15 protein-coding genes are annotated in these 17,981 nt (G+C 64.6%); 6 read left to right on the top strand and 9 right to left on the bottom strand.

Annotated features, from left to right (window positions below):
- The first annotated feature begins 4 nt into the window (after positions 1–4).
- The 3 genes from eutB to CH293_RS12485 are packed head-to-tail and all read left to right on the top strand — an operon-like array spanning position 5 to position 4,039.
- Positions 5–1,402 (top strand): ethanolamine ammonia-lyase subunit EutB, encoded by a 1,398-nt coding sequence (gene eutB / locus CH293_RS12475; RefSeq protein WP_037143119.1) that lies wholly within the window; start codon positions 5–7, stop codon positions 1,400–1,402.
- On the top strand, positions 1,402–2,232 hold the full coding sequence (gene eutC / locus CH293_RS12480; protein ID WP_094720401.1) for an ethanolamine ammonia-lyase subunit EutC: 831 nt from the start codon (positions 1,402–1,404) through the stop codon (positions 2,230–2,232). Before eutB ends, eutC begins: the two co-directional genes overlap by 1 nt.
- A gap of 46 nt (positions 2,233–2,278) precedes the next feature.
- Positions 2,279–4,039, top strand: a complete 1,761-nt coding sequence (locus tag CH293_RS12485) for an ABC transporter substrate-binding protein (protein WP_037143122.1) — start codon at positions 2,279–2,281, stop codon at positions 4,037–4,039.
- Here the strand turns inward: CH293_RS12485 and CH293_RS12490 are convergent.
- On the bottom strand, positions 4,029–5,402 hold the full coding sequence (locus CH293_RS12490) for an FAD-binding oxidoreductase (protein WP_037143124.1): 1,374 nt from the start codon (positions 5,400–5,402) through the stop codon (positions 4,029–4,031). The genes CH293_RS12485 and CH293_RS12490 overlap by 11 nt on opposite strands.
- A gap of 70 nt (positions 5,403–5,472) precedes the next feature.
- Here CH293_RS12490 and CH293_RS12495 point away from each other — a divergent pair, with 70 nt between their 5' ends.
- Positions 5,473–7,221 carry a helix-turn-helix domain-containing protein gene (locus tag CH293_RS12495; RefSeq protein ID WP_094720402.1) on the top strand — a complete coding sequence of 583 codons (1,749 nt, stop codon included), beginning with the start codon at positions 5,473–5,475 and terminating at the stop codon, positions 7,219–7,221.
- Here CH293_RS12495 and CH293_RS12500 read toward each other — a convergent pair.
- The 4 genes from CH293_RS12500 to CH293_RS12515 all read right to left on the bottom strand — a co-directional run bounded on the left by CH293_RS12500 (position 7,207) and on the right by CH293_RS12515 (position 11,230).
- Positions 7,207–8,019: an alpha/beta fold hydrolase gene (locus CH293_RS12500; protein ID WP_094720403.1), complete on the bottom strand. Its 813-nt coding sequence runs from the start codon at positions 8,017–8,019 to the stop codon at positions 7,207–7,209. The genes CH293_RS12495 and CH293_RS12500 overlap by 15 nt on opposite strands.
- A 172-nt stretch (positions 8,020–8,191) precedes the next feature.
- Complete coding sequence (locus CH293_RS12505; protein ID WP_037108712.1) at positions 8,192–9,148, bottom strand: helix-turn-helix domain-containing protein; 957 nt, start codon at positions 9,146–9,148, stop codon at positions 8,192–8,194.
- A 17-nt stretch (positions 9,149–9,165) separates the two neighbouring features.
- Entirely contained in the window at positions 9,166–10,170 is a 1,005-nt protein-coding gene (locus CH293_RS12510) for a phenylacetaldoxime dehydratase family protein (RefSeq protein WP_094720404.1), read from the bottom strand.
- A complete protein-coding gene (locus tag CH293_RS12515) occupies positions 10,163–11,230 on the bottom strand; it encodes a carbon-nitrogen hydrolase family protein (protein ID WP_094720405.1) in 1,068 nt (355 codons plus the stop codon). The genes CH293_RS12510 and CH293_RS12515 overlap by 8 nt, the downstream gene beginning before the upstream one ends.
- A 282-nt stretch (positions 11,231–11,512) precedes the next feature.
- On the opposite strand from CH293_RS12515, the gene CH293_RS12520 reads away from it, so the two are divergent.
- Positions 11,513–12,625, top strand: a complete 1,113-nt coding sequence (locus tag CH293_RS12520) for an NDMA-dependent alcohol dehydrogenase (RefSeq protein ID WP_037108000.1) — start codon at positions 11,513–11,515, stop codon at positions 12,623–12,625.
- A gap of 13 nt (positions 12,626–12,638) precedes the next feature.
- Entirely contained in the window at positions 12,639–14,111 is a 1,473-nt protein-coding gene (styD, locus tag CH293_RS12525; protein ID WP_037108002.1) for a phenylacetaldehyde dehydrogenase StyD, read from the top strand.
- A gap of 42 nt (positions 14,112–14,153) precedes the next feature.
- Here the strand turns inward: styD and CH293_RS12530 are convergent, their stop codons facing one another.
- Genes CH293_RS12530 through paaD form a run of 4 tightly spaced genes read right to left on the bottom strand, consistent with a single transcriptional unit; the run spans position 14,154 to position 17,981 of the window.
- Positions 14,154–15,056, bottom strand: a complete 903-nt coding sequence (locus CH293_RS12530) for a helix-turn-helix domain-containing protein (protein WP_094720406.1) — start codon at positions 15,054–15,056, stop codon at positions 14,154–14,156.
- A gap of 11 nt (positions 15,057–15,067) precedes the next feature.
- Positions 15,068–16,372: a phenylacetate--CoA ligase PaaK gene (gene paaK / locus CH293_RS12535; RefSeq protein ID WP_094720407.1), complete on the bottom strand. Its 1,305-nt coding sequence runs from the start codon at positions 16,370–16,372 to the stop codon at positions 15,068–15,070.
- Positions 16,373–16,389: 17 nt separating this feature from the next.
- Positions 16,390–17,484, bottom strand: coding sequence for a 1,2-phenylacetyl-CoA epoxidase subunit PaaE (paaE, locus tag CH293_RS12540; protein ID WP_094720408.1), 1,095 nt, complete (start codon positions 17,482–17,484; stop codon positions 16,390–16,392).
- Positions 17,484–17,981: a 1,2-phenylacetyl-CoA epoxidase subunit PaaD gene (paaD, locus tag CH293_RS12545; RefSeq protein ID WP_037110971.1), complete on the bottom strand. Its 498-nt coding sequence runs from the start codon at positions 17,979–17,981 to the stop codon at positions 17,484–17,486. The genes paaE and paaD overlap by 1 nt, the downstream gene beginning before the upstream one ends.

A 17,981-nucleotide genomic window follows, 5' to 3' on the forward strand; every position in this document is an offset into this window, starting at 1 on the left:
TTCCATGTACAAGGCTCTGGTGGGCGGGGAGCGATTTCGATTCGATTCGCTGAAAGAGGTGTTGGCGAAAGCGAACGAGATCAAATCCGGTGACGAGCTTGCCGGCATCGCGGCTCGATCCGACAGCGAACGGATAGCAGCCAAGATCGCATTGTCCGAGGAGACCCTGGCGAGGATCCATGGTGAGCCCGTCATCGAGGACGCGATCACCGACGCCGTCCACGCCGCGCACGACGAAGTGGGCTTCCGTTCCATCTCGGCGTTGACCGTGGGCGAGTTTCGTGAGGTCGTTCTGTCCGAAAGTTTTCCGACGGAATGGAACGGCGGACTGGCGTCGGCGATCGGTCCTGAAATCGCCGCAGCAACAGCAAAACTGATGAGTGACCTCGATTTGATCGTCGCAGCATCGAGGCTGCAGGTGGTGACCAAGTGCCGCAACACGCAGGGTGAACGCGGCGTCTTCGGGTGTCGAATTCAACCGAATCATCCGACCGACGACGTCACTGGAATCATGTTGTCGGCGCTGGACGGTCTGATGTACGGCTGCGGCGACGCCGTCATCGGTGTGAACCCGGCGACCGAGTCGCCCGATACCGTCGGCCGGGTACTGCACGCGATTCACGACCTGATCGAACTGACCGGAGCACCGACCCAGTCCTGTGTGTTGTCGCACATCACGACCCAACTCGCAGCGCTGGAACGCGGCGCCCCCGTCGATCTGCTGTTCCAATCGGTAGCGGGCAGCGAGGCAGCGAATCGGAGCTTCGGGATCTCGCTCGACATGTTGGCCGAAGGGCGCGACGCCGTGGCGGAATCCCATCGGCGTCGCGCACACGAGTTCGTCGGCGAGCAGTTCATGTACTTCGAGACCGGACAGGGCAGCGCGCTGTCCGCCGACGCACACCACGGCGTCGACCAACTGACGTTGGAAGCCCGGGCGCAGTCCGTCGCGCGACTCTACGACCCGTTCCTGGTGAACTCCGTGGTGGGATTCATCGGCCCCGAGTATCTGGCCAACTCGCGTCAGATCACCCGAGCCGGACTGGAGGATCACTTCGTCGGCAAGCTCATGGGTCTCCCGATGGGGTGCGATGTCTGCTACACCAACCACGTCGACTCCGACCAGAACGACAACGACAACCTCCTGGCCCTGCTGGGCCTGGCCGGGTGCACGTTCGTGATGGGCGTCCCGGCAGGGGACGACGTGATGCTCAACTATCAGTCGACCAGCTACCACGACGTCGCGAGCGTCCGGAAGCTGCTCGGGAGCGGCCCCGCTCCGGAGTTCGCGTCGTGGCTGTCCGAGCAACGTGGCTGGGACCCGGCGCAGGGGATCCTCGAGCTACCGGAGCAGTGGTGGGCGGCAGTCGGTGCGCGCAGCCTTCCAGCGATCGGCGCGTGATGGACGACCTCGTCGAGAACGGTGGGGCGGCGGCTCGGCGCGCCCTGGAAACCGCGACTCCTGCGCGAATCCGAGTGGGACGGGCCGGTACGTCGTACCCGACCTCGCTGTTGTTGCAGCTTCGAGCCGACCACGCCAGTGCCCGCGACGCGGTCCATTCCGCGGTCGACTACCGCTCCGGGGAACTCGAGCGGGTGCTGGCAGGTCGAGATCCCATCCACCTCGTCAGTGCGGCCGGATCCCGCGAGCGATACCTGGTGCGTCCCGATCTCGGACGCGTACTCGACACCGAGTCACGGTCCGAACTGCGGCATCGAGGAACGAAAGACGCCGACATCCAGATCGTTCTGGGTGACGGTCTTTCCGGGACTGCCGTCGCCCGCCAGGTCCCACTCGTTCTGCCCGGTCTGCTGGACGGTGCGAGTGCGCGAGGATGGACGGTCGGGAGGGTGATCACCGTCGAGAACTGCCGGGTCGGGATCATGAACGATATCGGCGCCACGCTCGGCTCGGGCGTGGTGGTTCTCCTCATCGGTGAGCGACCAGGGCTGCGTGCGGCGGACAGTCTGTCTGCGTACATGGCGTGGCGACCGGGGCCGGGCAACACCGACGCCGACCGCAACCTCGTCGCGAACATCCATGCACGTGGGGTGGGCCCGGTCGATTCGGTCGCTCGGATCCTCGACTTGGCCGCCCAGATGCACAGCCGTCGCTACAGCGGAGTGGCGATCAAGGAAAATCTCGCGCTCGCCGCGGAAGATCACACTGCTGGTCGAACGGATTTAACTCGTTCGACACAACTGACGCCGGTTTCCGGATTAGTGTCCTGACCAGGGCGGGGAAGCTCGAGTTCTAGGTCGGAAAGGCTCTTCGCCAGTGAAGCTACATCATCATGCGGACACCACTGTCGCGGCGAGCTATCTGGTTCGTCCCGACGGCACCGTCGAACATTCCTGGGTGACCGAGCCGGGACCGCTGTCGACGATTCCCGGTGACGTCGCGGCCATCGCCGTCGGAGTCATGCGTGACGACCTCCTCGAGGCGCGCTTTCGGTGGATGTCGCCGAAGAAGCAGCTGCTCGCCGTGTGCATCTCCCTCGTCGATGCCGGTGCGGAGGCACGCGCCGAGGTGTCGATACGCGAGGACGCAGAACTCGTGTGGGGGCTCACCGCACGGGAGGTCGACGTCGTCACCCTCCTGGCCGGTGGCCTGACGAACCAGGACATCGCCGACCGACTGTGGCTCAGTCCGAGGACGGTCACCACTCACGTCGACCGAGTTCTCGCGAAGCTCGGGGTCAAGAGTCGAACCGCGGCCGCGACCAAGGCATTGGACGAGGGCATGACGCGGTTGCCCGTGCCTGGCGGGACCGACGGTTTCGAGCATCTCGCTCTCGTCCGGGCATCCGCCGCGGTGCCGGGCAGAAGGCTGGTCCCTGCATCGCGACGTATCCGTTTGCAGCCACTCGTGATCGGCTCGGCTGTTCCGATCACCGGAATCGCACGTGCCGACGGCGAGGAAATGGTGCGCGGCACCGAACTGGCACTCGCGGAGATCAACGCCCGTGGTGGTGTCTGCGGTCGACGTGTCGAACTGGCCACCGCGGACGTGGACATCGTGTCGGAGTCGAGCATCGAGAAGGGCATGCTCGAATTGGCAGGCAAAGGCGTCGACGCCATTACCTCGGGTTATTTCGCGTGGCAGGAAGTGGCGCACGAAGTCGCAGCCGATTACGGGGCACCCTATCTGCACGCTGCGACGCTCGACGCGATGGTCCAACGTGTCGAGCACGACCCGTCGCGGTACGGGCGGATCTTCCAGGTCTGCCCGAGTGACACCAACTACGGCCCCGGGTTCGTGGAATTTCTTGCAGGCCTGAAGAGGCGGGGACAGTGGAACCCGTCGTCCAAGCGGTTGGTGGTGTTGCTCGGAGCATGGAAGGTGTCCAACTTGGGACTCGATCGAGCTGCCGACCTGGCTCAGGAACAGGGGTGGTCGCTCGACATCGTCCGGGTCGGTCCCAGCACGCAGGACTGGGTCGACGCCGCCAGCCGTGTGCGGTCTCTCGCTCCTGCAGCACTGTTGATCGGCCACTACTTCGTCGACGGCACCGTCGCGACCATCCGAGCACTCCTGGACAACATGCCGGATACGTTGATCTACAGCCTCTACGCGCCGTCGATCCCGGAGTTTCGAGAGCAGTTGGGCGAGCGTGCCAACGGGATCCTGTGGGCGACGGTGACCGGAACGTACTCGGATCCGGTGAGCAAAGGCTTCGCCGAGCGTTACAAGCGCGCCTACGGAGTGTTCCCCGGACGGTCGCACGCCGGAATTTCCTATGACCGCACGATGATTCTCGCCGACGCGTGGTCTCGGTCGGCATCTCCGCGGGACTACGGAAAGGTCTCGCACGAGATACGCAGTCTCGTGCACCGCGGTGTCAACGGCTCGTACTACCTCGGCGGCAAAGGGCAGGCTGCCGTCGCGTACCCGTTGGCGTCGGCGGATGCCTCGTTGGCCCAGGCGCATCTGGTGTATCAGATCCAGGACGGCAAGCACCGAATCCTCAGTCCGGACCCGCAGGCGGACAGTGCGTTCCAGCTTCCACCGTGGTTCAGGCAGTCGCCTACCCGGTGAAAACCTTGCCCGGATTCAAGATGCCGTGTGGGTCGAGGGCGTTCTTCACCGAGCGGTGCATGTCGAGGACGATCGGGTCGAGTTCCTGAACCAGCCCGTCCATCTTGAGCAACCCGACGCCGTGTTCACCGGTGACGGTGCCGCCGAGTTCCAGTGCCGCGTCGATGATCTCGGCGAACGCTGCCTGTGCGCGTTCGCGCGCGGGGAGGTCGTCGTGCGGTGTGATGAGCAGTGGGTGCAGGTTACCGTCGCCTGCGTGGGCGATATTGGCGATCGTGGTCTCGTGCCGCAGGCCGATCTGCTCGATCCGTGAGAGCATCTCCGGCACATGTCTCTTCGGGACACACACGTCCTCGGTGAGTACCGGTCCGAGGCGCTCCATCGCGGGGTAGGCCAACCTCCTGGCCGCGAACAGCGCGTCGGCTTCTTCCTGATCGGTGGACACCGCCGACCAGGTTGCGCCCGCCTCGTCGAAGCAGGACAGCATCTTCTCTGCCTCTTGGTCTCCCACGAGTCCTGGATCGTCGATCCGCCCGAGCAACACGACGTTCGCTTCGACCGAGAGCCCCATGTTCTTCCAGGCATCGACGGCGATGAGGCATTGTCTGTCGATCAGTTCCAACGCGGACGGAGTGAGTCCCGCTGCGGCAACCGCGGCCACGGCTCGCCCGGCGTCGACGATCGAGTCGAAGTATCCCGCGACCGTGCGCTGCGGATCCTGCAGCGGTCTGAGTTTGACGGTGACCTCGGTGATGATCCCGAGGGTTCCCTCCGAGCCGACCATGAGGCCTGCGAGATCGTATCCCGCAACACCTTTCGCGGTCTTCCGACCGAGCCGGACCAGCTCACCGGTTCCGGTGACCACCTGCATGCCCATGACGTAGTCCCGGGTGACGCCGTACTTGACGCAGCACAGGCCGCCGGCATTGGTGGCGACGTTGCCGCCGATGGTCGACCAGGGTGAGCTGGCGGGGTCCGGTGGGTACCAGAGGCCTTGTTCTGCGCAGGCTGCCCTCAGGTGGTCGTTGACGACGCCAGGCTCGACGACGGCATACCGTTCGAGCGGATCTATCTCCTTGACGGCGTCCATTCCGTCGAGGGCGAGGACGACGCACCCCTCGGTGGCGTTGGCGCCGCCGGACAGTCCGGTGCCCGCGCCGCGGGTGACGACGGGGGCGCCGTGTGTCAGACAGGCTCGTACGACGGCCTGGACTTCCTCTGCGGTCCGCGGCCGGACAACCGCTACCGGCACGGAGTACGGAGCCCACTCGGCCTCGTCGTGTTGGTAGGACGCGACGACGTCCGGATCGACGACGATGCGGTCCGCGGGGAGAGAATCCAACAGTTGTTCGACGAGCGTCATGCCCCGAGTTTATCTGTGAGCTGGATCTCTACCAATGTAGGTTCCATCCATGGAGTCGGATAGATCATGGATGGATTTGCTGCTCGACGACGCATCGATCGACGAGCTCGAAGCGCATCGCCTTGCCTTTCCCGGTCCCGACGCGCACGCCGCCCTGCGGTTGCGCGCGCTGCTGGACCAGCGGCGTCAGCGCAGCACCGAACTGGCTGCTCTGAACGACATCGCGGTGCGGTTGACCACGGCACGTGACGACCGTGTCCTGCTTCAGGAGGTCGTCGACCAGGTACGCCGCCTGTTGGGAGTCGATCTCGCCTACATGGGCTCGGTGTACGACGACGAATTCGTCATCGAAGTCACCAGCGGTGCACTGACGCCGAATCTGATCGGGATCCGGTTGGCTCAGGACGAAGGGCTGGTGGGCGTCATCGTGCGCGGAGCGGCGCCGTCGTGGACGCCCGACTATCAGAGCGAGCCCGCCTTCCGACACATCACCGGTGCGGACAGTGCGGCACGGTCGGAGAACATGCGAGGGCTGCTCGGGGTTCCGCTGAAGGTAGGGGATCGGGTGATCGGAGCGCTGTTCGCCTGCAAGCGTCAGGAGCGTGACTTCGCGGACAGTGAGATCGCGTTGCTGTCTGCTCTCGCCGCGCACGCTGCGCTTGCCATCGAGAACGTCCGTGCCATCGAACGGCTCGAAGCGGTGAACGCCGAGCTGTCGGCACGGACCGCCGAACTCGAACAGACTCTGCAGTGGGACAGGATGCTGACTCAGGTGGTGCTGCGCGGGGGTGGGGTGGGTCGTCTCGTTCGGGAGGTGGCAACGCTCTCCGGTCGGCCGGCGTTCTTTCTCACCGACGCCTCATCTGTTCCGGAATCTCTGGAAGAACGGGTCGTTCCAGTCGAGATTCTGTTCGGACAATGCCGCGACGGCGCCGACATCGTCGCCGACGACGTCGTCGTTGCCCACCGTGTCGCCGCTGCGGGCGAGTTTCTCGGGGTCCTGATCTCGGTGGGTCCGGACGATCAGCAGACGCGGCTCCTCCTGGACCGCGCGGTGCCCGCCATCGCGTTGTCGCTCGCCGAGGAGCGCGCGGCGGCGGAAGCTGCCCGACGGGCGCAGGATGCGTTTCTCGTCGATCTGCTCTCTCATCCGGCAGCGTCCACCGACGAAGAGCGACGGCAACTTCGCCTTGCCGGCCTGTCCCCGGGTGCCTCGTACTGCATCGCCGTCGCACAGGGTCCGGTGTCCCGTGCCGAGATCGGCAGATCGGAATTCCCGGTGGGTACGGTTGTGGCAGAACATGGTTCGAGGGTGCTGGTCGCGGTGCCCGCGCAGGAATCGGCGGTGGTGCGGCCGATGTTCACGACGGGCGCGACGGTGGGAATCTCGGAGCCGGCACGCGGAGCGGTCGCGCTAGCGGCTGCCTACCGCGAGGCCCAGCAGACCGTCGATGTGTTGATCACTCTCGGGCGGGACGGTGAGGTGTCGTCGGCGCGCGGGCTCGGCATCTATCGAATTCTTCTGAGCCACATGGCTCGCGAGCATCTCGACGAGCTCACCGAGGAGCAACTGGGTCCGCTGATGGCCGAGCAGAGCAAGCGGGGCGTTCCGTTGCTCGAATCGCTGTCCGTGTACCTCGCACACGGGCGTCACCATTCGGCCACCGCCGCAAGTCTTGGAGTGCACGTCAACACGCTCTACCAACGGCTCGACGCCATAGACCGGCTCATCGGCGTCGAGTGGCGTGACCCGGACAAGGCACTGGACCTGCAAGTGCTGATGCGACTCCGACGAAGCGCGGATCTATTGGGGAAGTGAACCGAGAAAGTCCAGCAGCGCAGCGTTGAAGTCCTGTGGGAGGTCCATGTTGGACGCGTGACCGCAGTTCTCGAGCACCACGGAGCGTCCGAGCGGATTGTCGGCAACGGCGTCCGCTGCGTGCGTACACGGCCAGAACTGGCTCTCCCTGCCGGCAACCATCAGCACCGGAACGTCGACTGTGGCAACGACCTCGCGCCAGTCCGCGACTGCGTGATCGTGCAGAAGCGCTTTCATCGGTGGCGTATCGGGTGAGACCATCTTCGGCATCGCGCGGAGCTTCGCGACGAGCTTCAGGATCGGCAACGCGGACTTCCACTTCGGCAGGCCCTTGCCCGTGTCCGGTACCCCGTCGGCGAAGAACGTGTCCTTGTTGGAGTCGGTCAATCCGTAGAAACCGTTGGACCATTCGGCATCGTTGATCATCTTCGGGGTCTGATCCACCGACACGACGGCCTTCACGCGGCCGGTCCCGAACTGCGAGACGTACGACCAGATGGTGCTGGCGCCCATGGAGCCACCACACAGCACAGCATCGTCGACGCCCAGCGACGCGAGGACATTCTCGACGTCCTGACCGTGCCTGGCCATCGTGGCACCGTGCTCGGGAGTCTCCGAATCTCCATGCCCTCGGCGGTCCAGAGCAAGAACTCGATAACCGGCTTTCACCAGTGCGTCCTGCTGCATCACCCACGTCGTCGCAGGAGCGCAGAAACCTGCGATCAGAACGATCACGGGCCCGACGCCCTCGTCGATATAGCTCAGGGTCACATTGTCGTTGGTGACGACGGTGGGCATGGGCACTCCTTCGGGTCGCTCCCGATACAACCACGGATCAGGCGCCTACGACATGGAGGATTCCTCTACCGAATGCATCGCATCGGCGCGGTCAGGTCATCGATCGGGCGTCTGGCCACCCTCGGCAGCATCACCACCAGTGTCGTCTACTCGAGCACCTTGCCCGGTCGTCCTATCGCTCCGGCATAGAGCGCTCGCGGAATTCCCTTGGTGTGCAGCCGAATCGGCTGCGGAACGCACGGGAGAAGTGGGCTGGATCGGTGAATCCCCACGACGCTGCGAGAGCACCGATGGTCGTGTGAGCGTTCTGAGGTTCGCACAACGCACGCTTGACGCCGTCGAGTCGCTGCATCCAGATCCATTCGCTTGCGGTGCACGGCTCACCGGCGAAGGCGCGGTGCACTGTGCTGAGCGACAGATGCAGTGCGGCAGCTACTTTGGCCACCGTCAGGTCGGGATCACGCAGACCGGCCGTCATCGCACGCTTGATCTCGTCGAGACGTTGCGATGCCGCGTACGGCGCGGGCTTCTCGACACCGGTGAGCCCGACGAGACCGGCGACGAGGATGTACTCGACACTCTGCGAGACGGCCTCGGCGGAGGCCGCGCTCATGTCGACATCGTCCATGATCGAGGAGATCATGCTGACCAGAAGTTTGCCGGCACCGTGACGACCGGACACCGCTCTCGCGGTCAGCTCGTTGGTGTCCCGCACGAGGGTGCGCAGCGTGGCCCCGGGAAGCATGAGGACGTACTGCGCGAACGGGTCGTCGAAGTGCAGGCTGTAGGGCCGGGTGCTGTCGTAGAGGGCGAAGTCGCCGGGTTCGAGAATCGCCGTCCGATCGTCCTGCGCGATGATCCCCGTTCCCGACGTCTGCACGCTCACCAGGAAGTAGTCGGCGCTCGTGCGGGAGATACCGGCTGGGGTACGCAGCACGTTCTGAGCCGTCGCCGCCACTCTGGACAGACCGAGCGTCGCCAGATCCGTCGACTCGATCTTCCCGGATATCGCCGACGCATCCCGGGGCACAGTGCAGTCCAGGTCGACGTAGGTGCGACTCACCGCCGCCGTCCAGAAATCGATGCTGTCTGCCTGGTCGACGGAATCCGTGCGCAGAGCGTCAGCCATGTGGGGTACCTCCAGTCTCATCCCAGCGTAGATCGCGCCGACGCCGTACGCAGGAGACCGGTGCGATCATGGCAGCCGACGTATTCGAAGAACTGCTCGTCGGCGGACGCGACCGTGACCTCGTGGTAGAGCCGTAGCTGCGCGGCCGGCCCCATCGTGGACAAGTACTTCAGTGCCGCGCCGAAGATGGCGACGTGCGTCGGATGGGACTCCGCCCAGGCCTCCAACTCGGCCAACGAGCGCCACCAACTCATGCCGAACGACTTGTCGAGATCGTATCCGTGCTCGTCGACGACGGTCATGTACCGGTTGGCGAAGCATCCGATGCTCAGGCCGTCGTCGCGCAGGAAGTCCATTCCGGCCCGCAGGACCGGTTCGACGTCCCGCAGGTACATTTCACGTTCGGTGCCCGCGGTGTCCGCCCAGTCCTGTCCGGACCTGATGAGGCAGATGTTGTCGTGCGGAACGATCCGAACCTTGTTGCCGTCGCGGACGATGTCCGGCATACCGGACGGTTTCAGAGCATCGTGCTGCGATCGGGGAATTCGATCGCGAACGCCGCCCCAGTATGCATGTTCCTCGATCTGCCCGCTGAGGGAATCAGTGAGCGTAGCAACACCTTCCAAGCGGCTGGTCGACGAGAACAGTGTCTCGTAGCGGTCGACTGTCGGACGGATGACCTCGACGAACCGTCCTGGCGCCTCGGTCCACGTGATGCCCGTCGACAGATACCACCGGTCGAAGGCCAGGGTGTCGTCCCAATAGCCGATGAACACCGTCGTGTCGATGCCCTCCTCGTCGACGTACCGTGCACGATCGCTGCGCGGCGGCCCGTCGACTCCCCATGGGCTGTCATCTGGCATGCCTTGTATACCGAAGTACGCCATGACCACTCGCGTCGTCGAGACCGGGAATCGAGCGACGTACGACGGGAACGGCGGTTGGTAGGACTCGGGTGTCCGGCGGGGGCAGGTGCGTTCTCTGGCCAAATGCTCCGGTATTGCGGATTCCAGATCAGACATGTGCCGGGGCCTCGTCACGAGCGAGTTGCTCGACGATTTCCAGGCGAACTTCAGCGGTGGCGTCTTCGGCATTTGCGACGACGTCGTAGCGGGTGGCGGTGCTCTGCTGAGCGCCGGAGACGACTCGATCACCGGGAGTCTTGTTGAGCCACAGTCGAGTAACGTCCGGCCGGGAGTAATGTCCGGCCGGATCGGCCGCTGCCTTGGCGATCGAGATGAGGCTGGTGTCGATGTCGGCGAAGACGAGTCCCTCTTCGTCGTGTGCGAGAGGTTCGTGCATCAGCTGGCCGTCGGGCGCGAAGATCCTGGCGTGTCCTCCGCCTGCGGTGAGCATTGCGCGTTTGGCGTCGTCGGTGCACATGATCTCGATCATCTCGGAGGAGACCGTCGCGCACGGGCTGATGACGAAACAACCACCTTCGACGGCGTAGATGCGGCTCGCCGCGGTGTTGACCTCCGGTCCGAGGGCGTACGCGGCGCCGGTGTACAACGAGAAGCTGGGCCAGGCGCCGACGTGGACCTGCTCGTTCTGCGCGTACATCGCGTACTTCGACAGTGGCTGCAGGTGCTCCCAGCAGCACAGTGCGCCGACGCGTCCTAGATCGGTGTCGTATACCGAGAGGTCGGAGCCGTCGCCCTCGCCGTAGACGGTCCGCTCGACGTGGGTCGGCTTGAGCTTGCGACGCATCGCGACGGTCTTGCCCTCGGCGTCGATGATCCATTGCGCGATGTAGAGGCTGGCCTTGTAGCGTTCGCTGAGGCCCATCACGACCATGATGTGGTTGTCCTTGGCGGCCTGCGCAATTCGGTCTGCCTGCGGTGTTCCGTACTCGAGCGAATTGTCGAAGTAGCGCTGCGTGAACTGGAAGCCCCAGGCGGGGGCGTCGAGCCAGATGTACCAGGGGTAGCCGGGCAGGTAGGTCTCGGGGAAAGCGACGAGCTCCGCGCCTGCGCGCGCGGCGTCCTCGATGAGTCCGATGGCCTTGTCGATGGAGGCGTCCAGATCGAGGAAAACAGGTGCTGCCTGAACGGCTGCGGCGCGGAACTGATGGTGCGTCATGGTGGGCCTTTCATTGGGAGTGCCCTAGTTTTGCCTGCGGACAGGGTCTCGGATGGCCCGAGAATGTCGAGAAATTTGACTCTGCGTTGCAGTGGTCCGCGCCGAAACAGGGCGGTAATCGTCGGGGTGGATCCGGGGAAACAATTCGGCTGAGTTGGACAGCTCCGCCCGATGCATAACCGAGTGCGCATAACGACAACATCTGTGCGCGGAGCGACAAGTCTTTCCGGGGTGTCCGAGACGAAGCTATGACCTAGGACACACTCGGAAAGAAGGTCAGCAATGACATTGCAAGCAGCAGTTCTCTGGGAAGCCGGTCAGGACTGGAAGATCGAGGACCTGGTTCTCGATGCTCCGAAATACGGCGAAGTGAAGGTCGAGTTGGCGGCATCGGGGCTGTGCCACTCGGACGAACACGTGCGTGACGGCAGCGTGCCCGTCGGACTGCTTCCGTTCATCGGCGGACACGAGGGCGCAGGGATCGTCACCGAAATCGGACCGGGCGTCACCTCGGTCGAGGTAGGAGACCACGTCGCACTCGGCTTCATCCCCGCCTGTGGTCGATGCAGGGCCTGCGCGAACGGCCAGTCCAGCATCTGCGACCTCGGCGCTCACCTGCTCGAGGGCTACCAGGTCAGCGACGGCACGGCCCGTCATCATGTGCGCGGCCAGGACGCAGGCATCCAGTGCCTCCTCGGCACGTTCGCGCCGCAGACCGTGGTCAACGAAGCGTCGTGCGTCAAGATCACCAACGACATCCCACTCGACAAGGCCGCGCTCGTCGGCTGCGGCGTCACCACCGGCTGGGGTTCCGCTGTCTACGCCGCGGGAGTCTCCGCGGGCGAGACCGTCGTGATCCTGGGTATGGGTGGCGTCGGCTGTGGCGCTGTTCAGGGTGCAGCTTTGGCGGGCGCACGCCACGTGGTCGTGGTCGACCCGTCACCGTTCAAGCGTGAACAGGCCAAGATCTTCGGTGCCACGCATACCGCAGCCAGCATCGACGAGGCGCTGCCTCTCGTGAACGACCTGACCTGGGGAGCGCTCGCGGACAAGGTACTCATCACCATCGACGTGGCGAGCGGCGCGATCATCGCACCTGCCATGAGCCTCGTGGCCAAGGGTGGAACCTGCGTGAACGTCTCGGTCGGAGACGTAACCCAGACCGAGACCTCGCTCAGCCTGTTCGACTTGACGGCCATGCGCAAGACGCTCAAGGGCGCATGGTTCGGTAACGCGAACATCCGCTTCGACATCCCGCACTTGCTGCGCCTGTACATGGAGGGCCAGCTCAAGCTCGACGAGATGATCACACGCACCTACACACTCGACCAGGTCAACGACGGGTACGAGGCCATGCGCAACGCCGAAAACGTCCGCGGACTCATCCTGTACTAGGAAGGCTCGACACATGACTGCAGTACTCACGACTCTTCCCGACAACACCGCCACGCAGCTGTTCGTTGCCGGCAACTGGCACGACGCGTCCGACGGTGGAACCTTCGCGGACCTGAATCCCACTACGGGTCAGCTGCTCGTCGACATTGCCTCCGCAACGGCTCAGGACGTCGACGCCGCGGTACGAGCTGCCCGCGCACAGCTCGGCGGAGAATGGGGCTCGACCCCGGGCGTGGTTCGCGGAAAGCTGCTGAACAAGATCGCCGACTTGATCGAGCGCGACGGTGACCTGCTCGCCCGGCTCGAAGCCCACGACGTCGGCAAGCCCGTCGGACAGCCCGCGATGCTGGACATCCCCAACGCGGCAGCCACATTCCGTCACTTCGCGGGCTGGGCCGACAAGATCCAGGGCACCACGATCCCGACGGCCGGCTACTTCGGACAGCCGACGCATTCCTACACCGTGCGTGAGCCCGTCGGAGTGATCGGTGCGATCATCCCGTGGAACACCCCACTGATGATCGCGGCCTGGAAGTTGGCTCCTGCGTTGGCGGCCGGCAACACGCTGGTCGTGAAGCCACCGGAGGACGCACCGCTCTCGATCCTGCACCTGGCGCGACTGATCGACGAGGCAGGAGTGCCTGCGGGCGTCGTGAATGTCGTTCCAGGCCTGGGCGAGGTGACCGGCGACGCGCTCGTCGGACATCCCGGCGTCGACAAGATCAGCTTCACCGGAAGCCCGCGCGTAGGCCGGATCATCGCCAAGAAGGCCGCGGACACGTTCAAGCGCACCACTCTCGAGCTCGGCGGAAAGTCGCCGCAGATCATTCTCGAGGACGCCGACCTCGACGCTGCCATCAACGGCACCGCGATGGGTCTGTTCTTCAACCAGGGCCAGGTCTGTGCGGCGGGAACCCGAGTGCTGGTGCATCGTTCGCTGTACTCCCAGGTGGTCGACGGTCTGTCTGCCGCGGCGTCGGCGCAGGTGCTCGGAGACCCGTTCGACCCCGCCACCACGATGGGCGCGCTCGTCAACGCCAAGCAACGCGACTCGGTGATGGGATACATCCAGGCCGGCCGCGACGGTGGGGCCAGGGTTGCCGCCGGTGGTGGGAGTCCGGAGCGTGACGGATTCTTCGTCGAGCCGACGATTTTCGCGGACGCGAACAATGACATGAAGATCGCCCAGGAGGAAATCTTCGGTCCCGTCGGAACGGTGATTCCGTTCGACACCCCCGAGGAGGCCATCAGCATTGCCAATGCGACGGATTACGGTCTGGCGGCGTCGATCTGGACTCGCGACGTCTCGCGCGCGCATTCGCTGGCGGCGCAGGTTCGCTCCGGCGCAGTGTGGGTGAACGGTTGGGCTGCAATCGATCCCGCGCTCCCCTGGGGCGGCATGAAGAGCAGTGGCACCGGCCGTGAGCTGGGTTGGGCCGGTATCGAAGCCAACACCGAGGAAAAGGTCGTCACGATCGTCCTGTGACCCGCAGTGAGTGGAAATGCGTCCTACAGGGCGCATTTCCACTCACAGACTGGCGAGGCGCGCCTGCCGTGGTGACATTCCGTAGGCCTCTTTGAACACTCTCGAAAAATGAGCCGAGTCCACCAGACCGTACCGTGCACAGATGGTCCCGATGCTGTCGCCGGACAATCTCGGATCCTCCAGGTCTCGTCGACAACACTCCAGCCGGCGAGACCTGATCCATGCTGCGACTCCGCCGTCCGATTCGAACAGCTTCTGCAGGTAGCGCGGAGAAATGTGCTGCGACGAGGCCACCATCGCAGTGTTCAACCCCGGGTCGTGCAGGTTGCTCTCGACGAAGGACTGTGCGCCGGCGAGAATCGCGGCGCCCGGGGAGGTGTTCTCGTGCGGAGCTCGTTCGTCCAGTGCCGCACTGACGAGGTCGAGGACCGCATCCTCGAACATCCGTGACGACGGGGAGAAGCCGTCGGACAGGCCCTTTCGCAACCCCGCGAGGAACGGTGAGACGAGTGACCCGACGCCGTCGTTACCCTTGATCCTCAGCGCCGAGACGTGCGCGAGATCGTTGGGCCTGATCTTGAGCGACTCGCGCGGAAACATCAGCACGAACATGGCGAAGTCGTCCGCGAAGTGCAGGGCGTAGGGCTCGCTGGTGTCGTACACCGCGAAATCGCCCGGTTCCAGCACCGCTTCACGATCGCGTTGGACCACGACCCCTCGGCCGCGCAGTTGGACACCGACCTTGACCAGGCCTGGATCGCTGCGTCGGATCACTGCGGGCGTTCTGCGGACGTCGACGCACCGCCCGGACACCTCGCTGATGTGCAGGGCACCCATCGAGCCGGAGTGCAACCCGCCGTCGAAGCAGCCCTCGGACGCGGAAGAGGAGGCGTCGAGCGGCACGAACGCCGCCGACACCTCCTCACGCCACCTGTCGAACTGCACTCACTCCACCTCTAGCTGGGCCGGTTGTCGATCAGACGACGAGCTTTACCGATCGAACGCTCCAGAGCCGCCGGCGCAACCACGTCTACCTGGACGCTGACACCGATTCTGTCCTTCACGAGCTTACGGAGGGTTGCACCCGCAGTGCCGTGATCTTCCGCGGTGGCACCCGGACGTGACTCGACGAGAACGGTCAGCGAGTCCATGCGACCTGCACGCTCCAACACGCACTGGAACTGCGGCGCCAGCGCGGGAACCGTCAGGATGAGCTCCTCGATCTGCGTCGGGAACAGGTTCACCCCGCGCAGGATGATCATGTCGTCGGTGCGGCCGGTGACCTTCTGCATCCGGCGCATGGTGCGGGCGGTGCCCGGCAGCAGGCGCGTCAGGTCGCGGGTGCGGTAGCGGATGATCGGCATCGCTTCCTTGGACAGCGACGTGAACACCAACTCACCCTCCTCGCCGTCGGGCAGGACTTCGCCGGTCACCGGGTCGATGACCTCCGGGTAGAAATGATCCTCCCAAATATGGAGTCCGTCCTTGGTTTCGACACATTCCATCGCAACACCCGGTCCCATGACCTCCGACAGGCCGTAGATGTCGACGGCGTCCATGTCGAGGGTCTTCTCGATCTCCTTGCGCATCTCCTCGGTCCACGGCTCGGCGCCGAAGACGCCGGTCTTCAGGGATGTCTTGGCCGGGTCGATGCCCTTCTTGATCATTGCGTCGACGATCGTGAGCATGTACGACGGCGTGACCATGATCGCGTCGGGTTCGAAGTCCTCGATGAGCTGGATCTGACGATCGGTCATTCCGCCCGACATCGGAATGACTGTGCAGCCCAGCCGCTCTGCGCCGTAATGGGCGCCGAGACCTCCGGTGAACAGGCCATAACCGTACGCGACGTGAACCTTGTCCGACGGCTTGACGCCACCCGCACGCAAGCTACGGGCGATGAGGTCGGCCCAGTTGCTGATGTCGTTTGCGGTGTAGCCGACCACCGTGGCTTTGCCGGTTGTTCCCGATGACGCGTGGATTCGCGAGACCTTGTCCTGGGGAACCGCGAACATCCCGAACGGGTAGTTCTCACGAAGGTCGTTCTTCGCGGTGAACGGAAACTTCGCAAGATCCGACAGGTCCTTCAGATCGGTCGGATGAACTCCCGCATCGTCGAAGGCCTTCTTGTAGTGCGCGACGTTGTCGTACGCGTGCTGCAATGACCACCGAAGCCGCTCGAGCTGCAAGGACTCGATGCGATCGCGCGACGCGAACTCGATGTCGGGGATGTCGGTCGGGGTGGACAATACGCTGGTCATTGCGGTCTCCGGAGGTATCAGGCGTCGAAGTCGACGGTCACGGTGTCGCTGAGGGGGAATGTCTGGCAGGTGAGTACGAAGCCGGCGGCGACCTCGTTCTCCTCCAAGGCGTAGTTGCGGCGCATGTCGACGTCACCGCAGGTCACCTTGGCGCGGCACGTGCCGCATACGCCGCCCTTGCAGGCGAAGGGGAGGTCCGATCGCAGCAGTTCCGCGGAATCGAGGATCGACTCGTCCTGCGGGAGAGTGCCCGTGACGCTTCGGCCGTCGAGGGTGATGGTGACCTCGCTGCTGGGTCCGGTCACGCCGGGCTCGCGATGCTTCTCCTGCGGTGGGGGAACGTCGTCGACGTAGAAGAGTTCGGCGTGCACGTTGGATTTGGCGACGCCGAGTTCACCGAGAACGGCTTGCGCGTCGGTCACCATCCCGAACGGACCGCACAGCCAGAAATGATCTATCTCGGGTGTCGCGACGACCGAGTCGAGGATGGCGCGGAGTCTGTCGGCGTCGAGCCTGCCGCTGAACAGTTCGACCTCGCGAGGTTCCCTGGACAGAACATGGATGACGTCGAACCGACTGCCGTACTGATCTTTCAGATCGGCGATCTCCTCGGCGAACATCACCGATCTGGTGCGCCGGTTGCCGTACAGCAGAACCACTTCGGCGTCGGGGTTGGCCAGAACGGATGCGGCAATCGACAGCATGGGGGTGATCCCGGAGCCTGCCGCGATGAGTACGTGCCTGCCACCGGCGGCGGGGTCGGCATGGAAGTTTCCGGTCGGTCCCTGGACCTCGATGCGGTCGCCTGCCTTGACCTCGTGCACGAGCCACGACGAGAACAGTCCGTCGGTCACCTCACGAACGCCGACGCGGGGGCGTGCGCCCGCCGGAGCGCAGATGGAGTAGGAACGCCGATGTTCGACACCGTCCACCGTGCGCGAGAGCATCAGGGATTGGCCTGGGCGGAAATCGAATTCGTCGCGCAGGTCTTCTGGTACGTCGAACGTGACGGCAACGGCGTCGTCGCACAGTGATTCGACGTCGGCAACGGTCAGCGTGTGGAAGGGCCTGTTGCGATTGGGGGTGACGACGGGCTCGGCGGTCACAGTCATCAGATCTCCTTCACGTGGTCGAAGGGTTCGAGGCAGTCGTCGCATCGGTACTGGGCTTTGCACAGGGTTGCGCCGAACTCGGAGGTCAGCCGCGTGTTCGTCGACCCACACCGAGGACACGCGAGCTGGCGTGGTTTGACGGTGAGGGTAAGGGGCACCGGACCCGACGTCCGCGCGGGCGCAGGCCCCGGCGTCGAGTAACCGGTCTCGCGGAGCTTTCGCAGGCCCTCGGCGGAAATCCAGTCCGTGCTCCAGGGCGGGGTCAGGCTGGTGACGATCTCGACGTCGGTGTAGCCGTGATCGACCAACTTGTGTGTGATGTCGTCACGCATCGTTGCCATCGCTGGGCATCCCGAGTACGTCGGAGTGATGGTGACGAGCACGCTGCCGTTGTCGCGTACCTCGACATCGCGTAGGACGCCGAGATCGTCGAGGGTCAGAAGCGGCATCTCGGGGTCCAGGACGGTCGCCGCGATGTCGCGAGCAGAAAGTTCCAT

The sequence above is a fragment of the Rhodococcus sp. 14-2470-1b genome, assembly GCF_002259415.1.
In the GTDB taxonomy this organism is placed as follows: domain Bacteria; phylum Actinomycetota; class Actinomycetes; order Mycobacteriales; family Mycobacteriaceae; genus Rhodococcoides.

Coding starts and splice junctions, on each gene's coding strand:
- eutB (WP_037143119.1), top strand. CDS start 5: ATGTACAAGGCTCTGGTGGGCGGGGAGCGATTTCGATTCGATTCGCTG.
- eutC (WP_094720401.1), top strand. CDS start 1,402: ATGGACGACCTCGTCGAGAACGGTGGGGCGGCGGCTCGGCGCGCCCTG.
- CH293_RS12490 (WP_037143124.1), bottom strand. CDS start 5,402: ATGACGCTCGTCGAACAACTGTTGGATTCTCTCCCCGCGGACCGCATC.
- CH293_RS12495 (WP_094720402.1), top strand. CDS start 5,473: ATGGATTTGCTGCTCGACGACGCATCGATCGACGAGCTCGAAGCGCAT.
- CH293_RS12500 (WP_094720403.1), bottom strand. CDS start 8,019: ATGCCCACCGTCGTCACCAACGACAATGTGACCCTGAGCTATATCGAC.
- CH293_RS12505 (WP_037108712.1), bottom strand. CDS start 9,148: ATGGCTGACGCTCTGCGCACGGATTCCGTCGACCAGGCAGACAGCATC.
- CH293_RS12510 (WP_094720404.1), bottom strand. CDS start 10,170: ATGTCTGATCTGGAATCCGCAATACCGGAGCATTTGGCCAGAGAACGC.
- CH293_RS12515 (WP_094720405.1), bottom strand. CDS start 11,230: ATGACGCACCATCAGTTCCGCGCCGCAGCCGTTCAGGCAGCACCTGTT.
- CH293_RS12520 (WP_037108000.1), top strand. CDS start 11,513: ATGACATTGCAAGCAGCAGTTCTCTGGGAAGCCGGTCAGGACTGGAAG.
- styD (WP_037108002.1), top strand. CDS start 12,639: ATGACTGCAGTACTCACGACTCTTCCCGACAACACCGCCACGCAGCTG.
- paaK (WP_094720407.1), bottom strand. CDS start 16,372: ATGACCAGCGTATTGTCCACCCCGACCGACATCCCCGACATCGAGTTC.
- paaE (WP_094720408.1), bottom strand. CDS start 17,484: ATGACTGTGACCGCCGAGCCCGTCGTCACCCCCAATCGCAACAGGCCC.
- paaD (WP_037110971.1), bottom strand. CDS start 17,981: ATGGAACTTTCTGCTCGCGACATCGCGGCGACCGTCCTGGACCCCGAG.